The following is a 24878-nucleotide window of genomic DNA, read 5'->3' as shown; positions in this document are numbered from 1 at the left end:
CGGTCGAGGACTTAACCACAAAGTGGTGTCCGGTTTAAACTAATAAAAAGAATCTGCTTCAGTTTTGAGTGCGTAACACTCAATAGTGTGGTGATGATGGCACAAAGGATACACCCGTTCCCATGCCGAACACGGAAGTTAAGCTTTGTCGCGCCAAGAGTAGTTGGGGGATCGCTCCCTGCGAGGGTAGGCCGTCGCCATGCGTTTTGGAAGATTAGCTCAGTTGGGAGAGCGTCTGCCTTACAAGCAGAGGGTCACAGGTTCGAGCCCTGTATCTTCCATTTAATGAGCCGTTAGCTCAGTTGGTAGAGCATCTGACTTTTAATCAGAGGGTCGACAGTTCGAGACTGTCACGGCTCATTACCCCCTAGAGGGTAATATTTCTTCGGCTTTAATGCCGACTTAGCTCAGTTGGCAGAGCACCTGTCTTGTAAACAGGGGGTCGGAGGTTCGAATCCTCTAGTCGGCATTGCACCAAAATATATGCGGAAGTAGTTCAGTGGTAGAACATCACCTTGCCATGGTGGGGGTCGCGGGTTCGAATCCCGTCTTCCGCTTTGCCAATTCAATGATGCCGGGGTGGCGGAATTGGCAGACGCACAGGACTTAAAATCCTGCGGTCAGTGATGACCGTACCGGTTCGATCCCGGTCCTCGGCACTATTTGCACCCATAGCGCAACTGGATAGAGTGTCTGACTACGAATCAGAAGGTTGTAGGTTCGACTCCTACTGGGTGCATTGCGACTTAGTCGCGAGATTCAAATTGTTTTCGGGAAATAGCTCAGCTTGGTAGAGCACCTGGTTTGGGACCAGGGGGTCGCAGGTTCGAATCCTGTTTTCCCGATTTATAAATAGCTTTTGTAGTTATTTATGATCGCGGTGTAGCTCAGCTGGCTAGAGCGTCCGGTTCATACCCGGGAGGTCGAGGGTTCGATCCCCCCTGCCGCGATTGGTACCGTAGTGAACTTGGACCTTTAGCTCAGTTGGTTAGAGCAAACGGCTCATAACCGTTCGGTCGTAGGTTCGAGTCCTACAAGGTCCACTAATGGTCCACTTGTTTTTATGGAGGATTACCCAAGTCTGGCTGAAGGGAACGGTCTTGAAAACCGTCAGGTGGGCGCAAGTCCACGCAAGAGTTCGAATCTCTTATCCTCCTTTTCTTTTTAATATTATCGCGGGGTGGAGCAGTCTGGTAGCTCGTCGGGCCCATAACCCGAAGGTCGTTGGTTCAAATCCAGCCCCCGCAATTTTGGTCCCATGGTCCAGTTGGTTAGGACGCCTGCCTGTCACGCAGGAGATCACGAGTTCGAGTCTCGTTGGGACCGCTTAAAATGGCTCGGTAGCTCAGTCGGTAGAGCAATGGATTGAAGCTCCATGTGTCGGCAGTTCGATTCTGTCCCGCGCCATAGTAACAACCATGTTTTGCGGGTGTAGTTTAGTGGTAAAACCGCAGCCTTCCAAGCTGCTGTCGCGAGTCCGATTCTCGTCACCCGCTTTCATGGGCGCATAGCTCAGCTGGTTAGAGCGCACGCCTGATAAGCGTGAGGTCGGTGGTTCGAGTCCACTTGTGCCCATTTGGTTTTGGGGAAGTACTCAAGTGGCTGAAGAGGTGCCCCTGCTAAGGGTATAGGTCGCGTAAGCGGCGCGAGAGTTCGAATCTCTCCTTCTCCGTTTTATCAATTAATATTTATCATGACCCCTTGGTCAAGTGGTTTAAGACACCGCCCTTTCACGGCGGTAACATGGGTTCGAATCCCGTAGGGGTCATAAAAATAAAAAGAGGACTCACAATTGTGAGTCCTCTTTTGTTTTGTTCGTAAAATTGCGAATGACGTTTACCAACAAATAACAGTTACAGATGATATGATGGTAATAACTGACAATGGGGGATTAATAAGCATGCAGCAAGTGGTACAACTAGACGAAAATGAATATGATTTATTTGAAAAAAAGGCGCAACTTGGAACGTATATGCAAACGGTTGAGCAGGCCCATGAATTGAAGGCTCGGGGTGTGCAAACGGCTTATTTGGGGCTTAAAAATGACGATAATCAGCTGATTGCGGGTGCCCTGGTGAGTTGGCGGAAGCTTCGGCTTGGCAGCGCATTTGAAGTCGTTGGTGGCCCGTTAATGGACTATGATAACGAACAAGTTGTGACGGCCATGATGAACGGGTTGAAACAATTTGCTCATGATCATGGTGGCTTAACGTTGCATGTTCAACCGACGTTAGCAGTTCATGAATTAGACAATGATGGTCAAGTACAAGCGACACAGAATCAAACGGCCATCCAGAACCTTAAACAGGCTGGTTTTAAGCACACACCAACGGTTGCAGGCTATTCCACAGCGACCCTGGGATACGAATTTGTTAAACCATTAACGGGTGTATCTGAGGCGACTGTTTTTTCGACCTATGAAAAGGATGCCCAATATGCCCTGAAGAAGACACAGCAGTTTGGTGTCCGGCTTAGAGAAATTGATTACGATGAACTACCACTGTTTCACCAGTATACCAGTGAGACAGCGCAACGGCTTAACTTTGAGGATAAACCGTTGGATTACTACCAAAAGACGTACCGAGCATACGGTGATGACGTTAAGTTTATCTTTGCTGAAATTGACTTCGATGCGTACATTCAAAGTCAAACGGACCGGATCGATGAGCTGACGGGTTTGCTTAACGAACTTGATAAAAAGATTGCGGAAAAAAGTAATAAACATTTGAAGGCCCGTCAGCATGAATATTTAGATCAGGTTAATCAGCACAAAAAACGGATTCACGATGCAGAAGCGTTTAAAGCAGAGTACGGCAACGTAGCGGTCTTGTCTGGGGCGATGTTCTTCGTTGAGCCACAAGAAATTGGGTACATGTTTAGTTTTACAAATGATCAGTTTAAAAAGTTCTATGCGCCATACATGATTCAAGATCACATGATTCGGCTGGCCATTAAATTAAACATTCCGTTATATAATTTCTACGGCGTTTCTGGGAACTTCGATGGTTCTGATGGCGTGTTGATGTTTAAACAGGGCTTTGGTGGCGTTACGAGAGAGAATATCGGTGTCTTTGATTATTCGGTCCGGCCAGTTGTTGAACGTGCTTACACGCTCATTAAACGTCTCCTGGGTAAGTAAAGGGCAGTTAGCATTCGATCAAGGATTAAATGATTTATCGCAAGTCATGACTAGACTTTAAACGTAGTTGGTGGTATAATTATATAGTTAATTTGAACAGTTGCTGTTCGAGTTGACCAATAATTCTATTATCGCGGGATGGAGCAGTCTGGTAGCTCGTCGGGCCCATAACCCGAAGGTCGTTGGTTCAAATCCAGCTCCCGCAATCATGATAAGTAAGCATTCATCTTAATTGGTGAATGCTTACTTTTTTAATCGCAACTATTTAGTGCCATGATGGACTAAAAATGATGACAGAACCAGTGACGTGGGCTCATAATGAAGCATAGATTATTGGCGAGAGGATGATACAATGAACGAAATGCAGGCAGGGTGGGCCGGATCGGTTAGTTCAGAAGGACTTCGGCACCAGGAAAGCCAAGGGTTTCATGCGTTGGGAACAAAAATCCAGCTAACCACGTTTGGCATTCCAGTTCCGGGGTTACTTGCCCAGAGCAAGCAGTTAGTGAACCGATTTGAAGATGAGCTAACGGTCAATCGACCAGCATCAGAAGTGATGGCCATTAATCATGCAGCCGGTGATCATCCCGTTCAGGTATCGGGAAGTACCTACACGTTGGTGAAGATGGCCGTGGCGGCGAGTTTAGAAAATAGTGGATTTAACGCCACCATTGGTCCGTTGGTCAAGGCGTGGCACATTGGCTTTGCCGACGCCCACAAGCCCGCGGAGGAAACGTTAGCCCGGGTTCAGCGACTAATTGATCCTCAACAGGTTGTTTTGGATGACGCACTGCAAAGTGTGTTTTTAAAGTCTGCAGGGATGGAGCTGGATCTTGGCGCGATTGCAAAAGGGTACATTGCTGACCGGATTCATGACCTCTGGCAATCAGCCGGGATTTCCGCGGGGATGATCAACCTGGGCGGGAACTTGCTATTTGTTGGGTCAGCACCAACACATGCTGATCAGCGCTGGCGAATCGGGATTCAGGACCCATGGTCGGCGCGGGGTGCTACGTTGGGGCGGGTTATTCTCCCGGCGTGCTCCGCAGTTACCTCAGGCGTGTATGAACGCCATTTAACGGTTGATGGTCATGATTACCACCATATTTTGGATGGCCGAACCGGCTACCCGTTTGAAACGACGCTTGCCAGTGTAACTGTTTTTAGTCGGCAGTCTGTGATTGGTGAGATCGAGTCAACCCGGCTCTTTTTTGCGGGTGGCGCGGATGAAACGTGGCTGGCAGCGCACCCGGATTGCTACGGGGCTGTGTTCATTGATAAGGACCACCAGCTATCCACCGTGGGATTAACACAACAGGATGAAACGACCTTTGGATTAGCCTAAAACAAGCCATGCGCCCTAATTACACTTAGGACGCATGGCTTGTTGTTTGTTAAGCTTTATCGAGTGAAGTCCGTTTATAAGCCACTTCACGGTAGTTATACTGGGTCTGTTTGTAGAATGGTGTAAAAACACTGAATTCAGGGCTTGAGAGCCAAGCGTGATAATCAGTGACTTGCTCCCAGGATGAGAGTAGTAAATAGTCGCTGGGAGATTTGGTGTTTTCTAGCAACAGGAACGCGCCCAAACCCAGTGGTTGATCCTGATCCAAAAAGTGATCAACACTGGCACGCAAAATTTTTGCGTGATCAGGGTCTAGTTGCAAATTGATGAATGAAAAGAAGTCATGATATTCAGGCCGTGGCCGTTCTGCCAAAACGTTAAAGGAAATTGGGTTTGCAAAACGATTTTCACGATCTGAAACATCGAGCAACATTAACCGTGCGACACCACTGGTCTCGGACAACGCCATCAGTTGGCCGTGAGGACTATCAGCCTGGATTTTTTGAAGGATGGGTTTGGTCCCAAACGTTAACGATACTGAACGTGTCATAATCAATTACCTCCATCAATTACTTTCACCTTAATTATAGTCGACTTCTTAAACCTTGTAAAAAGGGGACGCTTGACGGGGATAAATTTAAGGTTGACCATGTACATTAAAGACAACGTAAGGGGGACAGATAAATGAAATTAACAATCTTGGGTTATTATGGTGGTTATCCTGCAAACGGTGTTGGGACGACGGGGTACTTGCTAGAAAGCGGGGACTATCATTTAATGATTGACGCTGGTAGTGGGACGTTATTAGCACTTCAACGTGTGCTAAGTCCACTCCAACTGGATGCCGTCCTACTAACACATTATCATCATGATCATACGGCCGATGTTGGGGTCCTTCAGTATCAATGGCAATTGGATCAAGGCAAACGGAAGCAGCCGGTGCTCCCAATTTACGGGCATACCGAGGACCCGTTAAACTTTGCCGCACTTACCTGGCCGAATGCGACGGTGGGGCGGCCCTATAATGACCAAACACCATTGACCCTTGGGCCATTTTTGATCACGTTTCTCAAAACTAAACATCCTGTCCCAACGTTTGCCGTTCGAATTGAGGAAACAACGACGGGACGGGTTCTGGCCTTTAGTGCGGATACTGCCGCAATTCCAACGATGGCTGCATTTGTTCAGCACGCGGACTTCCTCATGGTTGATACGAACTTTTTTGCAGATCATGACGGTCCAATGTGGCACATGACGTCGACTCAAGCGGGGGCGTTGGCAAAGCAAGCAACCGCTAAGCAGCTGTTACTGACCCATTTGCCACAAACCGGCCAATTATCCGTTTTACGCGATCAAGCTCAGGACGCAGCAGGCCCGACTGTTTCAGTTGCGTTGGCCTCAGCAAAACAAGAATGGCAAATTTGATTGTGTAAAAGATGATGGACCTGGTGAGTCAATGTGTAAGCGGATTCTCAATAAAAACCAGCTTATAAAAATAAGACGGTAAAAATGATATGAAACGAAATGTGTTTTTGCAATTAAACTAAAATTTGTCGATTTTTAGTAAGTTAATAAACGAATATCAAACATCTGTCTATATTGCAAAACGAATGTACGTTCTACTTATTTAAAAGAAGTCTTTCATTTTTGGATTCAGTGTTGTACAATGTATTCATAGGATAATTCGATCTACCCAACTCAAATTAGGCATTAGGGGGACGACAATTTATGAGTAATCCGGTAACATTATACACATCGCCAAGCTGCACTTCTTGCCGGAAGGCACGCGCTTGGTTGATTGAAAATGACATCCCGTTTTCAGAACGGAACATCTTTGCGGAACCACTTTCAACTGATGAGATTAAAACAGTCCTAAGAATGACTGAAGATGGTACTGAAGAAATTATTTCAAAGCGCTCAAAGGTCTTTCAGGACTTAGACATTGATTTAGATGAATTACCAATGAATCAGCTGATTGAATTGATTCATGAAAATCCTGCGCTATTACGGCGGCCCATCATCATGGATGATAAGCGGCTCCAAGTCGGTTACAACGAAGACGAAATTCGGCGGTTCTTGCCACGTGACGTCCGGGCGTTGGAATTGGCTGAAGCACAACGATTAGCAGATTTATAATAAGTTACAAGAATATTTGCAACGAGTCGAATCTATGGGATAATATTCCGTGGATTCGTTTTTTATTGTTCAGCCGAAAAAGTCGGTTGAAATGAGGTGGTTAAACTTTACTTTGCCGCCTAGAAGACTAGAATATGAATAAACATTTAGACTGGATCTTTTCTGGTGAAAGGGGTGTTTTAAATGGAGATGGAACGCATTAATGAAAATACAATCCGTGTGTTGATCGGTAATGAGGATCTGTCAGCGCGGGGGATTACCGTGCTGGATCTATTGGGAAACCATCAGCAGATTGAACGCTTCTTTTATAGCATTCTGGAAGAGGTTGATGTTGATCACCAATTTCAAGATAATGAAGCGGTGACCTTCCAAGTCCTGCCGAACCGGAATGGCCTGGAACTATTTATTAGTAAAAACGTCGATCCAGATGGTGATGACAACCTTGACTTTGATGATGAAAATGATGATTTGAGTGGGGCGGTCGACTTTGACAGTGCCTCAACGGATCAGGTGTCCGATTTTATCAAGGAGCAGTTGCAATCCCGTGATGCAAGGGACGACGAAGCAGATGAGCGGAAGAGCCAAATTAAAGACGATGATGAGGATGCGGACGATTTGAAGGGGTTTATCAATAATCCAGATATGCCAACGCATGAAGTGGTGTTACGACTAGATGACTTTGAAAACTTGGTGTCCATCGCGCAAACGTTGCGTTTAGAAGGGGCCGTTTCAAATTTATATAAGTATCGTGATCACTACTACCTTGAATTGGTATTCTTTACGGATCAGACAACGCCTGAGATGATTAAAAATGATGTTGCGGTTGCCCTGGAATACGCCAATAAGACCAGTATTACGGGGGATGTGTTGACCGAACATGGTGAACGGGTCATGGAGACGTCAGCATTAGAGTTAGCTCGCCACTACTTTAAGTAATGGTGTAAAAGTGCATAAAAATAAGGCTCCAGAAACCAGGTTATCCCGGTTTCTGGAGCCTTATTTTTATGCCTTAAAGTTCTTCAGTTTGCTGAGGTAAAATGACGCCCCAACGATGGCCACGATTCCGCCGACAAAACCGAGGAGGAGGCTAATACCCCCACCGACGATGAGCAAAATTCCGGGCATTGTTCCAACCCGTGAATCATCACGGTAATAAACGGTGCCAGTAATCCCCAAAGTTAAAATTGTGATTTTCAACAGAGCCAAGATGACGAAGACTGTAACAATGGCAACTGAGTTTTCAGTCATCGCAGTTCCGGCAACGATGGCGAATCCAAATAATAAAATAATGCCGCCAATAAGACCAGTAATCCCACTAGCGGTTGCTAACGATCTTTTTTTCATGCAATGTGTCTCCAAAAAATGACCAGCTTTTAATGTCCTCAGTATTTGGACAAACCACAACACTCAACATATTAGCATAATGATCACCATTTAACCTAACTTTCGTTCAAAAAGCGGTCGTTTTCGTATGTGACTGATGGAGGAGACATAATGTTAATTGCACAACAACGGGTCACGGGGCGGCTAACTGACGCGAAAGACGCAGGGCACGAGGACCCCTTTATTTGTCCAGCGTGTCATCAATGCGTGGTGCTTCGGAGTGGTCGGATTCGGCAGCCGTATTTTGCCCACCAACGGCGTCAAGCGTGTCACAGCTTTAGCGAAGGCGAAACGGACCAACACCTCTTAGGAAAGCGGCAGTTGACACAGTGGTTTCTCGCACAAGGTGGGGTGGTGCAGTTGGAACGACCGTTACAAGCACTTCACCAGCGACCAGATTTACTCTTAAACGGGCGGGTTGCAATTGAATTTCAGTGTAGCCCCATTAAACACAGGCGCTTGTGTGAGCGAATCAGCGGTTATCAGCAGGGCGGTTACCAACAATTATGGCTACTGGGCCAGCCATATGCGCCAAGAAAACGTTTGAACTTGGGGAAGGTGGGTCAGTTGTCAGTTCCTTTTGTGGCACCCGACACATGGGGCGTGCGTTTTGTATTGGTCAACGACTAAAAATGCGATGGTTGTGTTGAGTGGCATCAAGGTGGCACCGTTTTTACCCGTTTTGTTTCAGGAGAAGCAGTTTCAAACATGGTCGAGTTGGCATGAGTGGTGGCAAAAGCGTGAGGGCGCTTGTGGTGAGACACAGCTTTCAGTTGCGAACAGACGGCGACAACAGCGGGCCATTAGCTGGGGCTTGCACTATCGGCAACCAACCGTCATGGCCTGGCAGGCATTGTGTTACGCGCAACACCAAACGTTGCAAACACTACCGGAATGGGTTTTTGGTGATGAATACGACACGCCATACTGGCTTAATAGTATGTTGGCTTGGCGGGTACCATTAGTATTATGGTGGCAATTACACCCAACGAGTTCCACCCGACAACGTGTGGCTGCCTGGCAACAGTACGCGGTGCCGAGCTTTCGTTGGTTTCAAAACGTACATTTGGTAGATCGAAAAATGAGACAAACGATTAGTGAACAACAATGTGCAACCTTTTTTTGTGCCGAACATGAACAAAGTCTGCTAAAGTAGAAGGCAAGATTCGATAATGTGCACCAGAGGAGGAACCAATGGCAGAAATCAAACAATTACCAACCCGTGACGAAGTACCGGAACAGTTGACCTGGGACTTGACCCAGATTTTTGAAACGGATGACGCGTGGCACCGTGCGTACAAAGCGGTGGAACAGGCGTTAACGCAGGTTGATCACTATAAGGGGACATTGGGTGCCGGGGCGAACGAGTTATTATCCGGGACGACCTACTTACTCACCGTTTATCATCAACTAGAAAACGTGGATGTGTACGCCTCCCTGAAGCAGGAACAGGACACCAGCGATCAGGCTGCCCAGGCACTGGCTGCACAAGCCGGTGATTTAGCAGCCCGGGCGGCAAGTGCGTTGGCCTGGTTTCGGCCAGAGGTGCTAACGATTCCAGAGGCGACATTAACTGAATGGTTACAAACGCCCCAATTAGCGCCATATCAGCACTTTTTTGCAGACTTAGACCGGGCGCGAACCCACACATTGCCGGCAAACGAAGAAGCACTCTTAGCAGGTGCGAGTGACATTTTTGGCGCATCTGCAAAGACGTTTGGCGTCTTGGATAACGCTGATTTAGTGTTCCCAGTGGTGAAGGATAATGATGGGAATGATGTTCGGCTCAGTCAAGGTGTTTACGGTGTGCTCTTGGAGTCGACCAATCGTTCTGTACGGGAAGCAGCGTTTAAGCAACTGTACAAAGTCTACATGCAGTTTCAAAATACGTTTGCCTCAACGCTGATCAGTAACGTGAAGGGGCACAACTTTGAGGCGCGGGTTCACCATTATGAGTCGGCACGGGCCGCAGCGCTAGCCGAAAATAACGTGCCGGAAGCAGTGTATGAAACACTGGTCAGTGAAGTTAATGGTCACCTTGATGCATTGCACCGTTACGTGGCGCTTCGAAAACGGCTCTTGAAGTTGGATGAGTTACATTCGTACGACTTATACACGCCGATTACGGGCGCCGCACCGTTGAGTTACACGTATTCTGAAGCGAAGCAAGTGGCCTTAACGGCGCTCAGTGTCTTGGGGCCGGATTATGTGAGTCATGTGGAGGAAGCGTTTGATCAACGGTGGATTGATGTTGTCGAAACCAAGGGCAAACGGAGTGGCGCATTTTCTTCAGGGGTGTACGACACCAATCCCTACATTCTTTTAAACTGGCAGGATAATTTGGAGTCACTGTTCACACTGGTTCATGAAATGGGCCACAGTATTCACAGTTATTACACACGCCATAATCAACCGTATCAGTATGGTGATTACGCGATCTTTGTGGCAGAAATAGCCTCAACTACAAATGAAAACTTGTTAACGGATTATCTGTTGGCAACAAATGATGACCCGAAGGTGCGGGCGTACATCCTGAACCACTATTTAGATGGGTTCAAGGGGACCGTCTACCGGCAAACGCAATTTGCTGAATTTGAACACTGGCTGCATCAGGAAGATGCTGCCGGCCATCCGTTAACAGCTAAGGGTCTTTCAGAGCAGTACGGTCAACTGAACCAGACTTATTATGGGGCAGCGTTGACGCCAGATCCAGAAATTGCGAATGAATGGTCGCGGATTCCCCATTTCTATTACAATTATTATGTCTTTCAGTATGCAACAGGGTTCGCGGCAGCAGCCACATTGGCCAGTCGAATCACAAAACAGGAACCAGCCGCGCGAACACGCTACTTGGACTTTTTGAAAGCGGGTAGTGCGCAGTATCCGTTGGACGTTATGAGGACAGCCGGGGTTGATATGACCCAGGCCGATTACCTGACGGACGCCTTTGCGGTTTTTGAGGAGCGGTTAAACGAATTTGAACACCTGATGACTCATGAACTGAAGTAGGACAGTAAAGTTAGCGTTACGCTGGTGTTTAAACGTCTTCATAGAACCAATAAAATAAGTCGCGGATCATTGCAAGGTTGCAATGATCCGCGACTTTTTGGTTTGGCGGTAACGATTGAGCCGGATTCAGGAGGGGTTAATAAATAAAAATTGGTGATCCATCACTGCTCGACAACGAGCGGTAACAGAGCACCAATAAACTGGGTAATGAAATTTTTGGTAATGTGCTATTCAAACGAGTTAGGCATTACAGAACGCGAAGGTTAGCCTTATCTGTCATGTGTTCTACCGCCTGAGACAGGCTGGCGATGTTCGTGTTGCTGGCGTGTTCGCTAATTTCGAATAAGGTTTCGTAATCGAATTCGTCCATTAAGAGACCGTAGTCGAAATCATCGACATCGAAAATGACCGTTTCGCCAGGGTGATCAATGTTCATTTCAGAAACGAGATGCTGATCAGACGCGAAGGCCTCTTCTGCCAGTTTGCTATGGCGGTCGTCGTCAAACATTTCAAGGTCAAGTCCCAATGCTTCAGCAACACTGCGACCAAGTGCTTCTGTGTAGACTTCGTGTTGTTCTAGCAAGTGGCCTTGAAGTTGAAGAAAGAATTGCCGGCCGAGGCGTTTGCCCTGAAAGGAGGCAGCCTTGTAGTCCATGATGATTTGATACATTTGTTGTGCCAGTTGGTTGCGCTCGATTGTACCAGGATGCTGTGCATTTAATCGGTGAAAAGTTTCGCTGATCGTCTGTAAGGTAAGCATCGGGACAAACTGAATTTGGAGTTTGCTCTTCGTTTGGGCGGCGACCCGGTTCACTTGCTGTTCACATGTATAACAAGTAGAACCAAGGGGATTAACAAACAGATAAACTTCTAACACGGTCCGACCTCCATAAAATGATGAGTGTAATCTGTTTTTACTGAATTAGCTTACCCGATGATGGTTAAGCAGTCAATGAAAGCGACAGACAACCGGTTGCAATGCCATGGGATGGCAACCGTGTCTCTCGCTCAACTGGAACTATCATGCCCGATTTTTTGCAGAAAGTAAAGTCAAACGTTTTATGAGGTTAACGGGCGGACAATCCCCGTCAGGGCAGTAAATATGGTAAACTATTTTCTGTAAGTTAGAAATCGTTCAGTTGAATTGGCTGAGCGCTCTAACACTGGAGAACATCTATGGGAGGTCATCAGATGATTGAAGACTGGGACCACTTTTTGCTCCCTTATGAACAAGCCGTTGAAGAACTCAAGGTTAAGCTTCGTGGAATTCGGCGACAATATAAGGATGCTGGTCAAGAATCCCCCGTTGAATTTGTGACGGGCCGGGTGAAGCCAGTGGGGAGCATTCAGGAAAAAATGGTGCGTCGTCACGTGGCGGAGGACCGAATCGAGGCCGATATGCAAGACATCGCCGGCCTCCGAATTATGTGTCAATTTGTGGATGATATTTATCAAGTCGTTGACCTGTTACGCCAGAGAACGGACATGACGATTTTAGAAGAACGTGATTACATTTCAAACGTGAAGCCGAGTGGTTATCGTTCTTACCACATTGTGGTTTCGTATCCCGTTCAGATGATGGGCGGCGAAAAGAAAATTTTAGCCGAAATTCAAGTTCGGACGCTTGCCATGAATTTCTGGGCAACGATTGAACATTCGTTAAACTACAAGTATCAGGGTGAATTTCCAAAGGAACTTCAGGAACGGTTGGAACGGGCTGGTGAAGCAGCGTTTCGGTTGGATCAAGAAATGTCAGCCATTCGGGCTGATTTATCGGAGGCGCAACCAGAACCAGCGCCCGAAGAAGAACCAGCGACTGACGGCGATAAACCCGATGAGCACACAGCAACGAAGCCACAAGCGTGAGGAACGGTTGTGCAAAGAGAGTAGAGGTTGCAGATGAAGATTGCAATTTACAGTTATTATCCAAATGATGCAACGCGGGCTGTCATTGAAAAACTGACGGTGGCGTTAAATAAGGCCAATTTAAGCATTGATGATAAAAATCCGGACATTGTGGTTTCGGTCGGCGGTGATGGCACCATGTTATCCGCGTTTCACCATTACCGAGCAATGCTTGCCCACGTTCGGTTTGTCGGGTTACATACGGGACACTTAGGTTTTTACACAGACTGGCGCGATTATGAGATTGACCAACTGGTTTCCAGCTTAACGCATGACAACGGCGAAAGTGTGAGTTATCCACTACTGGATATTAACATCACGTATAAGGGTGAAACACAGCCACGTCAGTTCTTAGCGTTAAACGAAGCAACCGTTAAAAAAGCCGCCAAAACGTTGGTTTGCGATGTTTACATTAAGGATCAGCTTTTTGAACGATTCCGTGGTGATGGCCTGTGTTTTTCAACGCCAACAGGGTCAACTGGCTACAATAAATCCCTGGGTGGGGCCGTTTTACATCCAGAAATTGAGGCCATCCAAATAGCTGAGATTGCGTCCATTAATAACCGGGTCTTCCGGACGTTGGGGGCTTCTTTTGTGATCGGCAAGGATGAATGGGTGACCTTACGCTCTGAGGATGCCGATAACTTTGCCATCACTTGTGACCAATTTCAAACGCCAGAACGATTGATCAAGGAAATTACGTTTCGTGTTTCTGAGCAGCGCATTTATTTTGCGGAGTATCGGCACACGGCGTTTTGGGAACGCGTTCGTGAATCCTTTATTGGAGACGTTTTATAATGGCGTATCCATTGCAGTTTGAGTGGCGTCATCAGGGGGATGAACCGGTCAAACTGGGGACGTTTTTAAGCGCTCACGGGGTTTCTCACGCCGTTTTGATTCAAATCAAGTTTCATGGTGGAAGCATGCAGATTAACCATGTGCCGGCGTGGAGTGTGGATCTGGTGCAACCACAAGACGTGGTGACCATCACATTACCACCGGAACCGGCTAACGCGGCGGTTGCGATTTCTGACGCCCCGTTAACGATTGTTGCCGAGGATGACAACTTTTTAATTGTGAATAAGCCGGCGGGGGTGGCGTCCGTTCCGGCGCACCATTATGGCAATGACACGATGGTCAACCGAGTAAAGGGCTACTTCATCACACACGGGATGGCCCTCCAGGTGCCCCACATTGTGACCCGACTGGATAAGGGGACCAGCGGCATCGTTTTGTTTGGTAAACATCATATGGCTCATTCGGTGTTGGATAAACAATTGAAGGATCACAGCATGGCCAAAACGTACCTTGCGGTGGTGGCCGGTGTCGGCTTGCCAGCGCACGGTGACATCACCGCGCCAATCTTGCGGGATGAGACGTCGTTTGTTAAACGAACAACGGGGCCCACTGGGCAGAGTGCGCACACCGAATTTTGGGTACTCAATGAGACAGCCCGGTTCACGGTTGTCAAAGTGCGGTTACACACCGGGCGAACGCACCAAATCCGCGTGCATTTTAGCAGTATTGGGCACCCCTTGGTTGGTGACGAGCTGTACGAGGGCCCGTTAGATTGGGGAATCGAGCGGCAGGCGCTTGCCTGCACCGATATTCGTTTCTTTGACCCCTTTGTGGGGCAGGAACAAACGGTGCATGTGGCCCCGGCGCAAGATATTGTTCAATTATTAGCAGCAAGTGAATAAGCAGAATTAAAAAAGGGGATTACAAGACCACGGGGGTGGACTTGTAATCCTTTTAGTTAAGATTTGTTATGATCCTGAATGAATTTTGGGTGAACGGCTGACCGGGTGTAGATTAGTGCTATACTACCTAATTATTAATTTACAAATAACATAGAATAAATACAATTATGGCAAGGATGGGTTAATAAATGACAGAACTGATTTGTGATGGCGAAGAACACGTTGATGAAGCGGAAATTGGTCACTATCGTGTTACGACCGAAGAGCTAGGGAGCGGGTACTTTCAGTTTGACCTGACGTCTGATCAAGGAACGGACTCCGCGGTGGCAAAATGTACACTCCCGGATCGACTGGTGACCACGGCGAGCTTATTAGGGCTGGATTGGCAACTCCGCCGGACAAACTAAAACAACAACTCATGTAAAAAGGCTGTTATCCCAGTGAGGATAACAGCCTTTTTACATGATCAACGTGAACGTGGATGACAGCAGGTTACAAATGATCGGTTAGTTAGTAGTCAATAACCTTTGTTCCGTGAAGCGCGTGGACTTGAAGTGTTTCCGCAATGGTAGCTGCGTTTTCAGCCGTAATACCACCGCCTGGAAGAATCGTGATGCGCCCAGCCGCCGCGGTAATCAGCGCCTGAAGGTGATCAAGGTGGTCACTAATGGGCGCGGTCAGTGGTCCTCCGTGTGTCAAGATGCGGTCAAAATCATGATCCACAAGCCAGTCAATGGCGGTTAACTGGTCAGCAGGCGCGAGTTCATCAAACGCCATGTGGAACGTTAGACTCATGCCGCTAGCTGCGGCAATCAACTGTTCCAACGCATCGACATCGAGTTTGTGATCAGGCGTGAGCGCACCAAAGGCAACGCCATCCAGTCCCAATTCTTGCGCGGAAAAGAGGTCTGCTTCCATGATTTTGATTTCGGTATCGTTGTACACGAAGTCACCGCCCCGGGGGCGAATCATGGCCGTGACAGGAACATGGTGTTCACCGGCGTAACGAGCTGTTTCACTCATCACCCCACGACTAACGGTTGTTCCGCCAACGGCTAAGTTATCGTTTAGTTCGATCCGGTTTGCACCAGCAGCAATGGCGGCGGGAACCGTTGTGTAATTTTCGACGGCGACTTCTGAGATAAATTGAACGCTCACAGTAATTCTCCTTTACCTATGTGTAATCGGCAAATGGTTATTCAAACAGGACACAGACACCTTCAGGAACCGCAACGTCTTTTTGCTGGAGCGTGAGCTGACCAGTGGTGGCGTTACGACGATAGAGGGTCGCGTTATCCGTGTTTTGGTTAACCGCAACCACGAACCGTTGGGATGGATCGAGATCGAAATCTCTAGGAAAATCGCCTTCGGTACTGATTTGTTGCCGTAGAGACAGTGTACCATCTTCTAAGACCGCAAACACAGCTAGTGTATTAAAACCACGGTTGCTGACGTAAACAAATTGTCCATCCTGTGAGATCCGAATGGCGGCGGCACCGTTATGGGCCGTCCAGTCAGCTGGAATGGTTGAAACGGTTTGTTCATGGGTGAGGGTGCCAGTGGCGGCATCATAAGCCAATACGGCGATTTGACTACTTAATTCTCCAGCTAAATAGCACAAGGGTTTTGTTGGGTGGAACACAACGTGACGGGGGCCAAACCCGGGTTCCGTTTGGTAGGTGGAAACAAGCGTTAATTTCCCGGCAGCACTGACATCGTAAATCATGACTTGGTCCAGGCCGAGATCACAAACGATGAGGCGGTTATCTGGTGTCAGGTTGGTGTAGTGCACGTGGGGGCCATCAGCTTGTTCTGGTTTGGGGCCAACGGTGCCTGTGTGCGTAATCACGTCAGCAAGGGCGAGGGAGCCATCTGGTTGAATGGTAAAACTCTTAACGGTCCCCGTGTGGTAATTCCCCTCGTAAACGAGTTGGCGTGCCTCATCAATGGCTTCATAGGCAGCACTGGAACCGTTTGAGAAAACATGGTTCAGCAATGTGGCTGGTGTTGTTGACAGGTCAAACGCTGAGGTGCCGCCCTGACCAGCGGCCGCGTCTTTATCAACAGCGTACAGCTTGTGCGCTTTAGAAAGGGCCAGGTATGTTGGGCTGTCTGCGTGGGCAACAAGCGTTGGGGCACTCAGTGATTCGGTGTCCGTGTCGAGCGTCATTTCGTAGACCCCGGCGCTTGTCTTCTTTGTGTATGTACCAACAAGAAATTTTTCTAACATAGTGATGATGCCTCCTCGTCTTATTGGTGCCTAGTATAGCATAGTGAAAACGATTACTTAAAGTTTCACAAGCAGATTGTCGTCACCAAATAACGGGGGAAAAAGCCGGAAAATCATGGGCTGGCGGTTGTTTATGCTATACTTGCAAGCAAGAAATTCCGTTCAGGGGAGGACACGTGATGGAACGAAAAAAGGGCGCGACAAAAACGCCACGGTTATTGAGCAGTGCCGGTGCTAAACGGATCCTGATGTATTTAGCAATCATCTTGCTGGCCCTCAGCATTCTCTGGTTGTTTCAGCAGGTGGCATGGTTCTTTAAGCCGGTTCAGCAATTTTTCAGTATTATTGGTGGCCCTGTAATCTTAGCGGGGGTCTTTTATTACCTGCTGAACCCGGTGGTGGACTGGCTAGAACGTGGCCGGTTCCATGTTCGACGAACGTGGTCGATCATTGGGCTCTTCATTATTGTGGGGGCGCTACTTATCTGGGGCGTGGTGAGCGTTATTCCGGTTATTCAGACACAAATTGGTGGTCTCATCCATAATTGGCCCCGGTACTGGCAAAACGTGCTTAACTCCACCACGTCACTGTGGCAAGACCCTAATCTGAAGTGGCTGCGGCACTTGCTGGACCAATACGATACCCAATTGAACAAGAGTCTGAGTGGAGTGGTTAAGAATACAGCCGGTAACACGATCGGCGGGCTGGGCAGCGTGGTGAGTTCTGTGACCACCTGGTTGGTTGCTCTGGTGACCTTCCCATTCATCTTGTGGTACATGTTATTGGAAGGCAGAAAACTACCCCGGGCTGCGGCGCGACTACTGCCCGAACGGTTGCAGGATTCGTTTTTAACCGTGCTAAAGGAAATCAATGACCAGGTTGCCAATTACATTCGGGGGCAGCTGACGGTGGCGTTCTTTGTCGCCCTGATGTTTTACGTGGGCTACCTCATCATTGGGTTAAAGTTTGCCCTGACACTAGGTATTGTGGCGGGCCTACTAAATTTGATTCCATACCTCGGCTCATTTTTAGCAATGGTGCCGGCTGTTGTGGTTGGTGTGTTTACATCACCGTGGATGTTGGTAGAAGTCTTGATTGTTTTTGCCATTGAGCAGACTATTGAAGGCCGGGTGATTTCACCATTGATCCTTGGTCAGAGCCTGAAAATTCACCCGGTTACAATCATCATTGTGCTGTTAGCGGCGGGAAAAATCTTTGGTGTTTTGGGTGTTATTTTTGGGGTTCCCGGCTATGCTATTTTGAAAGTCATCGGGACACATTGCTATCACTATTGGCGCGAGCACGCGCGGTGGTACCAAGCTGAGCCAACTAGCCCAGCAGCACAGGCCCCACAACCAGAAAACAAGCAAGATTAGCCATAAACGTACCCACCGGACTTCAGAAGTGAGTTTGGGGGTACGTTTATTTTTGAAGAATTAGCACAACCATTTAACTGTTTTTCCGGTCGGTCAACACTTCAAATGGTATAATTGATGTTATGAAAAAAATCGACGAGGGCACTCAATTTATAACTGAACATTTGGCACTGTTTCGGTGCCCAACGTGTGGTGACGCTTACGACCATGTGGCCGGTCACACCGTGGTTTGCTCACGCGGCCACAGCCTGGACCTAAACCGAAAGGGCAGTCTGTACTTTTTAAATCACGCGGTGGCGACCGAATATGACGCCTTGATGCTGGCAGCCCGCCGGCGGATGCTGACTGCGGGGCTCTTTGCCCCAATCGTGCAGGAGATCAATGCACAGTTGGCGCCAACCCCCCAACGGATTCTTGACGTTGGTACGGGTGAGGGGACGCCGTTAGCACAGTTGGATCAGCTACGCCAACAACCGGCGGATACATTGATCGGATTTGATATCTCAAAAGATGGCGTGAATCTAGCCACGCAGTTAGCCACCAAAAGTTTCTTTTGCGTGGCAGACTTGGCGAACCTGCCGTTTGCAAACCAGTCGTTTGATGCCGTCATTGAACTGTTTTCGCCGTCAGCGTACCGTGAATTTGAACGGGTCATCCGGCCTGGGGGGCAGATCATTAAGGTGGTGCCAAACGCAAATTACCTTGTGGAATTGCGTCACGCGTTGTATGAAGAAACTGACCCGCAATATCACTATCAAAATGAGCGGGTGGTTGATCTCTTCGAGCAACACTACCCGACGATGACCCGTGAACAAGTGCAGTATCAATTCCCCATTGGTGCCGAGCGGATTAATGACATGCTGGCCATGACACCGTTAAGCTGGGGTACCGATGACGTGCATCGCAAGGCCGCTAATCAGGATCCAGTTGCGGCTGTGACCGTGGATGTTAGCATCCTGTCCGTCACGGTTGGTGCATAGGCGCACAAGCGTGACGTGGTCTCGACCATTGCAGTGGTGTTGCACAAGTGCTACGATGCTTGTGGAATCATTCGGGAGCCAATATCGAAATTTTTTCGTTAGTGACTTTCAGAGTTGGACTTCATTAACGTAGCGCCTCGCTGTATCTTGATACCGAGGTGACTACGTTTTTATTTTCGTTATCACATTTTATTGATTGTAACTAATGCGCTTAAAAGGAGTTTTATCGTGACTAATCACATTGCCTTATTTGAACCATTAATGCCTGCAAATACTGGAAATATTGCCCGGACCTGTGCTGGGACAGATACAGCCCTTCACCTGATCGAACCACTCGGGTTTTCGACAGATGATGCCCACTTAAAACGGGCGGGACTGGACTACTGGGATAAGGTTGCCATTACATACCATAAGAACCTCCAGGCGTTTATGGCGGCCATCCCTGAAGAAGATGAACTGTTTTTAGTGTCGAAGTTTGCCAACCAAACGTATGTTGATCCAGATTATTCCAAGCCTGATCACGACTACTGGTTTTTGTTTGGGAAGGAGACAACGGGGTTGCCAGAACCATTTATGCGCCAGCATCCTGATGAAGCCATTCGGATTCCTCAGGATGATTCGCACATTCGGGCACTGAACTTATCCAATTCAGCGGCAATCGTTATTTATGAAGCTGTCCGCCAGCAGGGGTTCAATCAGCTTGACCAAACGTACTGGTACAAAAACGACAAATTAAAGTAACCATGGTAGTCAATGAACAAAGGGGGACGCAGTAACATGCCAGCACGAAAAAAGACCACCCGTAAACGGCCGGCCACTAAGCGTAAGCGTCCGCAAACTAAAAAAGCGACCCGTGAATTTCGGTATACAAAAAACGTTGTCGGGTTTGGGCTCGCGTTGTTATCGCTCATTGCCTGTTTACGACTCGGGGCAGCGGGAACGTTTGTTGCCAACTGTTTTTCAATTTTGGTGGGAAACACAAACCAGGTGCTTGCGGCTGGTTTGGTCCTTGGCGGCCTGATTCTTGGTGTCACGGGGCGGTGGCCGCGACTTCCGCGGCAGCAGGTAACGGGCGCGCTGCTCGTGTACCTCGGGGTGCTCGTTTACGATCACTTACGACTGTTTATGGGGTTGAATTACCACACGAAGTTTATCGCACTGACCTGGGGGTTTTTGGGCGAAAACTTACGGGGTGGCACCCTGAATACGAACGTCGGCGGTGGCATGATTGGCGCGGCAGTCTATGCGCTGTTTGAACACACAGTGGCTAACTTAGGGGCAGCATTGCTGTCCACCGTACTACTGTTTGTTGGGGCAATGTTGCTTCTTAACATTCCGTTCTCAACGGTTGGTCGGGGACTAGTTTGGCTGTGGCGGTTCTTGGCGCGCACCGGTCGCCATGTGGCGATGTGGAGCCGGCACTTCGTTTCTGAAGCGGTGGAGCACACCGTGACACCAGATCAGCCAGTCAAACCACAGTCAGAACCGAAAACGACACCTGAACCAGTCGTACAGCCACAACCACCAGTGACAGCACCGGCTCAAAAAGCAACACCGGTTACACAAGCACCACCAATCGCACCAAAAATCACGGTGGCGGCTGATCATACGGACAAGCTTCCGGAGACAGACCCCGAACCGTTTGCAAGTACGTCAGCAGACCTTTCTGATTACCAGTTTCCAACGGCGAGTTTGTTAACAGAAATCCCGCCAACGGATCAAAGCGGTGAATATAACGCGATTGAGGAGAATTCCCGGATTTTACAGAAAACACTCGCGAGTTTTAACGTGGAGGCTGAGGTGAAAAATGTCAGTCTAGGACCATCAGTCACAAAATATGAACTTCACCCGGCCATTGGGGTCAAGGTCTCCAAAATCGTTAACTTAGCGGATGACCTGGCGCTTGCACTATCAGCGAAGGACATTCGGATCGAAGCGCCAATTCCAGGGAAACCGTTGATCGGAATTGAAGTCCCTAATAAGGAGATTTCCACGGTTTCCTTCCGGGATGTGATTGAACATGCCCCGGCTCACGCCAATAAGGTACTGAATGTGCCACTGGGGCGTGATGTCACCGGGAACATCGTGATGTGTGATTTAACGAAGATGCCGCACCTGTTAATTGCCGGATCAACAGGATCAGGGAAGTCAGTGGCCATCAACGGGATCATTACAAGCTTACTGATGCAGGCGAAGCCAGATCAAGTGAAGTTTATGCTGATCGATCCGAAACGGGTCGAACTGTCCGTTTATAACGACATTCCTCACTTGCTCACGCCGGTGGTCTCGGAACCAAAGCGGGCAGCCAAGGCGCTTCACAAGGTGGTGGCCGAAATGACGCGGCGGTACGAGTTGTTTGCTGATTACGGTGTTCGAAACATCGATGGCTACAACAAACTGGCTGAACATAACAACGGGGGCACCAACGTGGCGCAGCCGAAGCTGCCGTATGTGGTGGCGATTGTGGATGAATTGGCTGACTTAATGATGACCGTTTCGTCAGAGGTTGAGGATGCCATCATTCGAATTGCGCAAATGGGCCGGGCCGCTGGGATTCACATGATTCTAGCGACGCAACGCCCATCTGTGGATGTCATCACGGGATTAATCAAAGCAAACGTGCCGTCACGAATTGCGTTTGCTGTTTCCAGTGGGATCGATTCACGCACCATTTTGGACAGTAACGGGGCTGAACGGCTGTTGGGTCGTGGGGACATGCTGTATGAACCCATTGACCAGAACAAACCGACCCGGGTTCAGGGGGAATTTATCTCGGATCAAGATGTGGCGGCTGTGGTGTCCTTCATTAAGGAACAACAGACAGCCGAATACGATGACAGTATGACGGTGAGCGATGCGGACTTAGCGGAAACTGCTGATGAAGAACGTGCAGACGATATGGACGAACTGTTTGATGAGGCAGTTGCCTTTGTTCAGGAGCAACAAAAGGCGTCAACATCGCTACTGCAACGACGGTTTCGAATCGGCTATAACCGGGCTGCCCGGATGATTGACGACATGGAGACCAAGGGGATCGTTGGACCGGCTGATGGTTCACGACCGCGCCAGGTGTACCAACAAGAATCGCCGCAGTCACAAGGTTAATTACAAAACCACCTAAAAACCCGTTCGCGTGTCATTTTAGACACGCGAACGGGTTTTTAGGTGGTTAATGAGCAAACTTGGTGCTGATTAAAAGAGATTTAGTGGTTGCAAGGCCGCTAAAATGACCCCACCGAGGGTCAAAATAATCATGAACCAAACAACGACCATCGTTAATTTTTCAAAGCCACTACGCTTTTTCTTACCTTGCATAAATGAACTACTCCTTAAAACTTTTATGCTTCATGTTAACGTGTTCTCCGGTAAAGTACAAGGGAGAAGCGACTAATTCCCAGTTAGAGCCAGTCATGACGCCGCAAAATGTTGGCCGTGAGCAGACAGATGATGACCGTCGCTGCCATCACAAGGGCAAACGCATGGGCAAAGTGCGCAAACGGGAGCGTTACGTTCATGCCGTAAATTCCGGCGATCACCGTTGGAATGGTCATGATCAACGTGACGGAGGTTAACAGTTTCATCACTTCATTTAAATTGTTGGAAACAATGGCAGAAACCATGTTGCTGTACTGGGTGAGGATGTCATTTTGGATGACGGCCATCGACTGAGCCTGGTTAGTTTCAATAATGATTTGGGCCAACAGTTCTTGAAAGTCGGGGCCGTTGAAATAAGCGGGTGCTGTGGAAATTTGGTCTAACACCGGCCGGTTATCGTTTAAAGCGTTGGTGAACGTGATGAGTGACTTTTGCAGCGCCATAATTTGGTACAGTTGGTCGTTACAGGTGGCCGTGGTCAATTCACGTTCCAGGGCTTTTGTTTGGCGTTCGGTGAGGGTGAGCGCATGGACAAAGTCATGGGCAATGTACCAACCAAACCGTAAAATGAAGTCCTGCCGGTCGGCAATTTTAATGGCCGTATCCGTTGGGTTCATGATGAAGCTATGAATGAACGGTGCCGGGTGGGCACTTACGGTGATGACGGCGGTCTCCGTTAAAATGAACGAAAACGGATAGGTGGCAAAGCCAAGGTACCCCAGGGGCGTTGTTTCATATTGCGGAAATTGGAGGAGCAGGTGGAGCGGCTGCTTCGGTCGGTTGGGATCAATCCCGTCGACCCGCGGCTTTTCACGGTCATCCAAAATGGCGCTGATGTATGTGGCCGGAAAGTGGTAGCGGGCAACAAGTTCATTGATTTCATCTGGCGTGGGTTGGATCACGTTGATCCAACAGTCGGTCGTGGGACCGGCGACGGGGAGCAAATGGCCCGTTGTGTCGTTAACATAGTATTCAATCATGTGGGTATCCTTCTGGTTAACTTACTGTTAACCGCTAAGTGCAATTGATAACATAGAGTGTAGGCGATTGCGTCACTGTTTTCAAACCAGTATACTAACACTGTAAAAAATGACGAGGTGGCTAGTGTGATCAACGAAATTATCATTCAGGTGGCGTGTTTAATTCTGTTAGCCATCATTATGTTTCTCTTGCGGCGGTTAACCCATAAGCACTGGCCAGCGTGGATTCATCCACTGGATGCATTGTTACCGGTGTTGCTCGTGTTAAACGTTTTGTTAATGGGCACGCTTAGTGTTCGCCCACTATTTTTATGGGCGGTTGCCGGCTGGTTTTTGATTGGGATCATTACAGCGTGGCGAATCTTTCAGGGGCGCAAACCCGTTAGCTACCAAAAATGGGCGGTCGTGTACTGGCGCAGTAGTGATCTCTACTGGCTTGCCATATACATCATCACGGTGATCGTCGTTCTAATGACGCGCAGGTAGTAATACCAACTGTGTAAAAAAATTAAAAATCGCTAAGGTCAGGATGTCACAGGGCATCCTGACCTTAGCGATTTTTAATTTGGCGACGTTTATTGCTGGTAGCTGGGACAGTTTACAAAAATCCCCCACCATTTTCCAAAAACGGGATTAAATGGAAATTAGGCCCGGCCTAACAATGATTGAGAAGCTTTTTTAATCCATTTAAAAAACAATTATTTAACAAAAATAATACAATTTTCTGTTTCACGTGGTAGAGAGTGGGGGATTGTGGTAAGCTTTTTTTCGTAAGCAGTATGGAGACCGTGTAACCACCGTTGAAAACAACATTGGTAAGGGTTTCCTAATGAAGCTAAACAAAATTGGTTGGGGAGGTGAGTCAAACATGTTCATGGGCGAGTTTCAGCATAACGTTGATGACAAAGGGCGACTCATTATTCCCGCCAAATTTCGGAACCAACTGGGCGATAAATTCATAGTGACACGGGGACTTGACGGCTGTTTATTCGGCTACCCTGAAGCCGATTGGAACCAGTTGGTCGAAAAGACCCAGGCATTATCGTTAACTAAACGTGATGCCCGTGCGTTTGCCCGGTTTTTGTTCGCCGGCGCAACTGAATGTGAGTTTGATAAGCAGGGCCGCATCAACATTTCCACGCCATTACGCGAACATGCGAAGTTAGAAAAAGCGTGTGTCATTGTTGGGGTGTCCAACCGGTTTGAAATTTGGGCCGCTGATGAGTGGACTGCATACAATGAAACAACTGCAGATAATATTGATGATATTTCAGAAGCGATGGCAGATTTTGATTTTTAATGGGCTGAATAACTGAGAGG

25 protein-coding genes, 18 tRNA genes and 1 rRNA gene are annotated in these 24878 nt (G+C 48.2%); 37 read left to right on the top strand and 7 right to left on the bottom strand.

Annotated elements, in window-relative coordinates; genetic code table 11:
* Positions 1–86 precede the first annotated feature (86 nt).
* From rrf to ACKTR5_RS05770, 21 genes are all read left to right on the top strand, one after another.
* A 5S ribosomal RNA gene (gene rrf / locus ACKTR5_RS05870) occupies positions 87–203 on the top strand.
* Positions 204–208: 5 nt separating this feature from the next.
* Positions 209–281: transfer RNA gene (locus ACKTR5_RS05865), tRNA-Val, on the top strand.
* Between the two features lie 6 nt (positions 282–287).
* A tRNA-Lys gene (locus tag ACKTR5_RS05860) sits at positions 288–360 on the top strand.
* Between the two features lie 36 nt (positions 361–396).
* Positions 397–469 (top strand) — tRNA-Thr (locus tag ACKTR5_RS05855).
* A gap of 16 nt (positions 470–485) precedes the next feature.
* Positions 486–557, top strand: a tRNA-Gly gene (locus ACKTR5_RS05850).
* A gap of 16 nt (positions 558–573) precedes the next feature.
* Positions 574–659 (top strand) — tRNA-Leu (locus ACKTR5_RS05845).
* A 6-nt stretch (positions 660–665) separates the two neighbouring features.
* Positions 666–739, top strand: a tRNA-Arg gene (locus tag ACKTR5_RS05840).
* A gap of 32 nt (positions 740–771) precedes the next feature.
* Positions 772–845: transfer RNA gene (locus ACKTR5_RS05835), tRNA-Pro, on the top strand.
* Between the two features lie 31 nt (positions 846–876).
* Positions 877–950 (top strand) — tRNA-Met (locus ACKTR5_RS05830).
* Positions 951–969: 19 nt separating this feature from the next.
* Positions 970–1043, top strand: a tRNA-Ile gene (locus tag ACKTR5_RS05825).
* Positions 1044–1065: 22 nt separating this feature from the next.
* A tRNA-Ser gene (locus ACKTR5_RS05820) sits at positions 1066–1157 on the top strand.
* Positions 1158–1174: 17 nt separating this feature from the next.
* Positions 1175–1248: transfer RNA gene (locus tag ACKTR5_RS05815), tRNA-Met, on the top strand.
* Between the two features lie 4 nt (positions 1249–1252).
* Positions 1253–1326, top strand: a tRNA-Asp gene (locus ACKTR5_RS05810).
* Between the two features lie 8 nt (positions 1327–1334).
* Positions 1335–1407 (top strand) — tRNA-Phe (locus ACKTR5_RS05805).
* A gap of 18 nt (positions 1408–1425) precedes the next feature.
* Positions 1426–1496 (top strand) — tRNA-Gly (locus ACKTR5_RS05800).
* A gap of 5 nt (positions 1497–1501) precedes the next feature.
* Positions 1502–1575, top strand: a tRNA-Ile gene (locus ACKTR5_RS05795).
* A gap of 9 nt (positions 1576–1584) precedes the next feature.
* Positions 1585–1672 (top strand) — tRNA-Ser (locus ACKTR5_RS05790).
* Between the two features lie 23 nt (positions 1673–1695).
* A tRNA-Glu gene (locus tag ACKTR5_RS05785) sits at positions 1696–1768 on the top strand.
* A gap of 132 nt (positions 1769–1900) precedes the next feature.
* Positions 1901–3139 carry a peptidoglycan bridge formation glycyltransferase FemA/FemB family protein gene (locus ACKTR5_RS05780; protein WP_407879936.1) on the top strand — a complete coding sequence of 413 codons (1239 nt, stop codon included), beginning with the start codon at positions 1901–1903 and terminating at the stop codon, positions 3137–3139.
* 132 nt (positions 3140–3271) lie between these two features.
* A tRNA-Met gene (locus tag ACKTR5_RS05775) sits at positions 3272–3345 on the top strand.
* A gap of 146 nt (positions 3346–3491) precedes the next feature.
* Positions 3492–4484 carry an FAD:protein FMN transferase gene (locus ACKTR5_RS05770; RefSeq protein ID WP_407879934.1) on the top strand — a complete coding sequence of 331 codons (993 nt, stop codon included), beginning with the start codon at positions 3492–3494 and terminating at the stop codon, positions 4482–4484.
* A 49-nt stretch (positions 4485–4533) separates the two neighbouring features.
* Here the strand turns inward: ACKTR5_RS05770 and ACKTR5_RS05765 are convergent, their stop codons facing one another.
* On the bottom strand, positions 4534–5034 hold the full coding sequence (locus ACKTR5_RS05765; RefSeq protein ID WP_407879933.1) for an antibiotic biosynthesis monooxygenase: 501 nt from the start codon (positions 5032–5034) through the stop codon (positions 4534–4536).
* A gap of 134 nt (positions 5035–5168) precedes the next feature.
* Between ACKTR5_RS05765 and ACKTR5_RS05760 the strand changes: the two genes are divergently transcribed.
* From ACKTR5_RS05760 to ACKTR5_RS05750, 3 genes are all read left to right on the top strand, one after another.
* Positions 5169–5909 (top strand): MBL fold metallo-hydrolase, encoded by a 741-nt coding sequence (locus tag ACKTR5_RS05760; RefSeq protein WP_407879932.1) that lies wholly within the window; start codon positions 5169–5171, stop codon positions 5907–5909.
* Between the two features lie 303 nt (positions 5910–6212).
* Entirely contained in the window at positions 6213–6620 is a 408-nt protein-coding gene (spxA, locus tag ACKTR5_RS05755; RefSeq protein ID WP_407879930.1) for a transcriptional regulator SpxA, read from the top strand.
* Positions 6621–6803: 183 nt separating this feature from the next.
* Entirely contained in the window at positions 6804–7556 is a 753-nt protein-coding gene (locus ACKTR5_RS05750) for an adaptor protein MecA (protein ID WP_407879928.1), read from the top strand.
* Positions 7557–7622: 66 nt separating this feature from the next.
* On the opposite strand, the gene ACKTR5_RS05745 is transcribed toward ACKTR5_RS05750, so the two are convergent.
* Positions 7623–7964, bottom strand: a complete 342-nt coding sequence (locus ACKTR5_RS05745; protein ID WP_407879927.1) for a hypothetical protein — start codon at positions 7962–7964, stop codon at positions 7623–7625.
* 150 nt (positions 7965–8114) lie between these two features.
* On the opposite strand from ACKTR5_RS05745, the gene ACKTR5_RS05740 reads away from it, so the two are divergent.
* The 3 genes from ACKTR5_RS05740 to pepF are packed head-to-tail and all read left to right on the top strand — an operon-like array spanning position 8115 to position 11012.
* On the top strand, positions 8115–8633 hold the full coding sequence (locus ACKTR5_RS05740; RefSeq protein WP_407879925.1) for a competence protein CoiA: 519 nt from the start codon (positions 8115–8117) through the stop codon (positions 8631–8633).
* Positions 8614–9159, top strand: coding sequence for a hypothetical protein (locus tag ACKTR5_RS05735; protein ID WP_407879923.1), 546 nt, complete (start codon positions 8614–8616; stop codon positions 9157–9159). Before ACKTR5_RS05740 ends, ACKTR5_RS05735 begins: the two co-directional genes overlap by 20 nt.
* A gap of 38 nt (positions 9160–9197) precedes the next feature.
* Entirely contained in the window at positions 9198–11012 is a 1815-nt protein-coding gene (pepF, locus tag ACKTR5_RS05730) for an oligoendopeptidase F (RefSeq protein WP_407879921.1), read from the top strand.
* A 247-nt stretch (positions 11013–11259) separates the two neighbouring features.
* On the opposite strand, the gene ACKTR5_RS05725 is transcribed toward pepF, so the two are convergent.
* Positions 11260–11889: a DsbA family protein gene (locus ACKTR5_RS05725; protein ID WP_407879919.1), complete on the bottom strand. Its 630-nt coding sequence runs from the start codon at positions 11887–11889 to the stop codon at positions 11260–11262.
* Positions 11890–12203: 314 nt separating this feature from the next.
* On the opposite strand from ACKTR5_RS05725, the gene ACKTR5_RS05720 reads away from it, so the two are divergent.
* From ACKTR5_RS05720 to ACKTR5_RS05705, 4 genes are all read left to right on the top strand, one after another.
* On the top strand, positions 12204–12878 hold the full coding sequence (locus ACKTR5_RS05720) for a GTP pyrophosphokinase (RefSeq protein ID WP_407879918.1): 675 nt from the start codon (positions 12204–12206) through the stop codon (positions 12876–12878).
* Positions 12879–12911: 33 nt separating this feature from the next.
* Complete coding sequence (locus tag ACKTR5_RS05715) at positions 12912–13715, top strand: NAD kinase (RefSeq protein ID WP_407879916.1); 804 nt, start codon at positions 12912–12914, stop codon at positions 13713–13715.
* Positions 13715–14617: an RluA family pseudouridine synthase gene (locus ACKTR5_RS05710; RefSeq protein ID WP_407879915.1), complete on the top strand. Its 903-nt coding sequence runs from the start codon at positions 13715–13717 to the stop codon at positions 14615–14617. Before ACKTR5_RS05715 ends, ACKTR5_RS05710 begins: the two co-directional genes overlap by 1 nt.
* 188 nt (positions 14618–14805) lie before the next feature.
* The gene (locus ACKTR5_RS05705) at positions 14806–15024 is read left to right on the top strand and encodes a hypothetical protein (RefSeq protein WP_407879914.1); all 219 of its coding nucleotides are present in this window, start codon (positions 14806–14808) and stop codon (positions 15022–15024) included.
* Positions 15025–15127: 103 nt separating this feature from the next.
* Here ACKTR5_RS05705 and ACKTR5_RS05700 read toward each other — a convergent pair whose 3' ends face one another.
* Both ACKTR5_RS05700 and ACKTR5_RS05695 read right to left on the bottom strand, forming a co-directional pair.
* Positions 15128–15775: a copper homeostasis protein CutC gene (locus tag ACKTR5_RS05700; RefSeq protein ID WP_407879913.1), complete on the bottom strand. Its 648-nt coding sequence runs from the start codon at positions 15773–15775 to the stop codon at positions 15128–15130.
* A 37-nt stretch (positions 15776–15812) separates the two neighbouring features.
* Complete coding sequence (locus tag ACKTR5_RS05695; RefSeq protein WP_407879912.1) at positions 15813–16847, bottom strand: lactonase family protein; 1035 nt, start codon at positions 16845–16847, stop codon at positions 15813–15815.
* 179 nt (positions 16848–17026) lie between these two features.
* Here ACKTR5_RS05695 and ACKTR5_RS05690 point away from each other — a divergent pair, with 179 nt between their 5' ends.
* From ACKTR5_RS05690 to ACKTR5_RS05675, 4 genes are all read left to right on the top strand, one after another.
* Positions 17027–18223: an AI-2E family transporter gene (locus ACKTR5_RS05690; RefSeq protein ID WP_407879911.1), complete on the top strand. Its 1197-nt coding sequence runs from the start codon at positions 17027–17029 to the stop codon at positions 18221–18223.
* 122 nt (positions 18224–18345) lie between these two features.
* Positions 18346–19203, top strand: coding sequence for a methyltransferase domain-containing protein (locus ACKTR5_RS05685; RefSeq protein WP_407879910.1), 858 nt, complete (start codon positions 18346–18348; stop codon positions 19201–19203).
* Positions 19204–19431: 228 nt separating this feature from the next.
* The gene (locus ACKTR5_RS05680; protein ID WP_407879908.1) at positions 19432–19944 is read left to right on the top strand and encodes a tRNA (cytidine(34)-2'-O)-methyltransferase; all 513 of its coding nucleotides are present in this window, start codon (positions 19432–19434) and stop codon (positions 19942–19944) included.
* Positions 19945–19980: 36 nt separating this feature from the next.
* Positions 19981–22308: an FtsK/SpoIIIE family DNA translocase gene (locus tag ACKTR5_RS05675; RefSeq protein ID WP_407879907.1), complete on the top strand. Its 2328-nt coding sequence runs from the start codon at positions 19981–19983 to the stop codon at positions 22306–22308.
* An 87-nt stretch (positions 22309–22395) separates the two neighbouring features.
* Here the strand turns inward: ACKTR5_RS05675 and ACKTR5_RS05670 are convergent, their stop codons facing one another.
* A complete protein-coding gene (locus ACKTR5_RS05670) occupies positions 22396–22518 on the bottom strand; it encodes a DUF4044 domain-containing protein (protein ID WP_407879906.1) in 123 nt (40 codons plus the stop codon).
* A gap of 83 nt (positions 22519–22601) precedes the next feature.
* Entirely contained in the window at positions 22602–23558 is a 957-nt protein-coding gene (locus ACKTR5_RS05665; RefSeq protein WP_407879904.1) for a magnesium transporter CorA family protein, read from the bottom strand.
* Positions 23559–23684: 126 nt separating this feature from the next.
* Here ACKTR5_RS05665 and ACKTR5_RS05660 point away from each other — a divergent pair, with 126 nt between their 5' ends.
* Positions 23685–24044: a DUF3397 family protein gene (locus ACKTR5_RS05660; protein WP_407879903.1), complete on the top strand. Its 360-nt coding sequence runs from the start codon at positions 23685–23687 to the stop codon at positions 24042–24044.
* Positions 24045–24426: 382 nt separating this feature from the next.
* Entirely contained in the window at positions 24427–24858 is a 432-nt protein-coding gene (mraZ, locus tag ACKTR5_RS05655; protein ID WP_407879901.1) for a division/cell wall cluster transcriptional repressor MraZ, read from the top strand.
* Positions 24859–24878 lie beyond the last annotated feature (20 nt).

It is taken from the genome of Furfurilactobacillus entadae, from assembly GCF_045862745.1.
Taxonomy (GTDB): Bacteria; Bacillota; Bacilli; order Lactobacillales; family Lactobacillaceae; genus Furfurilactobacillus; species Furfurilactobacillus entadae.
This window is presented reverse-complemented; position numbering and strand designations above follow the sequence as displayed.

Excerpts from the sequence above, each read along its gene's own strand:
- ACKTR5_RS05695 (WP_407879912.1), bottom strand. The coding sequence starts at position 16,847 with ATGTTAGAAAAATTTCTTGTTGGTACATACACAAAGAAGACAAGCGCC.
- ACKTR5_RS05750 (WP_407879928.1), top strand. The coding sequence starts at position 6,804 with ATGGAGATGGAACGCATTAATGAAAATACAATCCGTGTGTTGATCGGT.
- ACKTR5_RS05710 (WP_407879915.1), top strand. The coding sequence starts at position 13,715 with ATGGCGTATCCATTGCAGTTTGAGTGGCGTCATCAGGGGGATGAACCG.
- spxA (WP_407879930.1), top strand. The coding sequence starts at position 6,213 with ATGAGTAATCCGGTAACATTATACACATCGCCAAGCTGCACTTCTTGC.
- ACKTR5_RS05670 (WP_407879906.1), bottom strand. The coding sequence starts at position 22,518 with ATGCAAGGTAAGAAAAAGCGTAGTGGCTTTGAAAAATTAACGATGGTC.
- ACKTR5_RS05715 (WP_407879916.1), top strand. The coding sequence starts at position 12,912 with ATGAAGATTGCAATTTACAGTTATTATCCAAATGATGCAACGCGGGCT.
- ACKTR5_RS05770 (WP_407879934.1), top strand. The coding sequence starts at position 3,492 with ATGAACGAAATGCAGGCAGGGTGGGCCGGATCGGTTAGTTCAGAAGGA.
- ACKTR5_RS05705 (WP_407879914.1), top strand. The coding sequence starts at position 14,806 with ATGACAGAACTGATTTGTGATGGCGAAGAACACGTTGATGAAGCGGAA.
- ACKTR5_RS05665 (WP_407879904.1), bottom strand. The coding sequence starts at position 23,558 with ATGATTGAATACTATGTTAACGACACAACGGGCCATTTGCTCCCCGTC.
- ACKTR5_RS05690 (WP_407879911.1), top strand. The coding sequence starts at position 17,027 with ATGGAACGAAAAAAGGGCGCGACAAAAACGCCACGGTTATTGAGCAGT.
- ACKTR5_RS05765 (WP_407879933.1), bottom strand. The coding sequence starts at position 5,034 with ATGACACGTTCAGTATCGTTAACGTTTGGGACCAAACCCATCCTTCAA.
- ACKTR5_RS05745 (WP_407879927.1), bottom strand. The coding sequence starts at position 7,964 with ATGAAAAAAAGATCGTTAGCAACCGCTAGTGGGATTACTGGTCTTATT.
- mraZ (WP_407879901.1), top strand. The coding sequence starts at position 24,427 with ATGTTCATGGGCGAGTTTCAGCATAACGTTGATGACAAAGGGCGACTC.
- ACKTR5_RS05685 (WP_407879910.1), top strand. The coding sequence starts at position 18,346 with ATGAAAAAAATCGACGAGGGCACTCAATTTATAACTGAACATTTGGCA.
- ACKTR5_RS05675 (WP_407879907.1), top strand. The coding sequence starts at position 19,981 with ATGCCAGCACGAAAAAAGACCACCCGTAAACGGCCGGCCACTAAGCGT.
- pepF (WP_407879921.1), top strand. The coding sequence starts at position 9,198 with ATGGCAGAAATCAAACAATTACCAACCCGTGACGAAGTACCGGAACAG.
- ACKTR5_RS05760 (WP_407879932.1), top strand. The coding sequence starts at position 5,169 with ATGAAATTAACAATCTTGGGTTATTATGGTGGTTATCCTGCAAACGGT.
- ACKTR5_RS05780 (WP_407879936.1), top strand. The coding sequence starts at position 1,901 with ATGCAGCAAGTGGTACAACTAGACGAAAATGAATATGATTTATTTGAA.
- ACKTR5_RS05740 (WP_407879925.1), top strand. The coding sequence starts at position 8,115 with ATGTTAATTGCACAACAACGGGTCACGGGGCGGCTAACTGACGCGAAA.
- ACKTR5_RS05720 (WP_407879918.1), top strand. The coding sequence starts at position 12,204 with ATGATTGAAGACTGGGACCACTTTTTGCTCCCTTATGAACAAGCCGTT.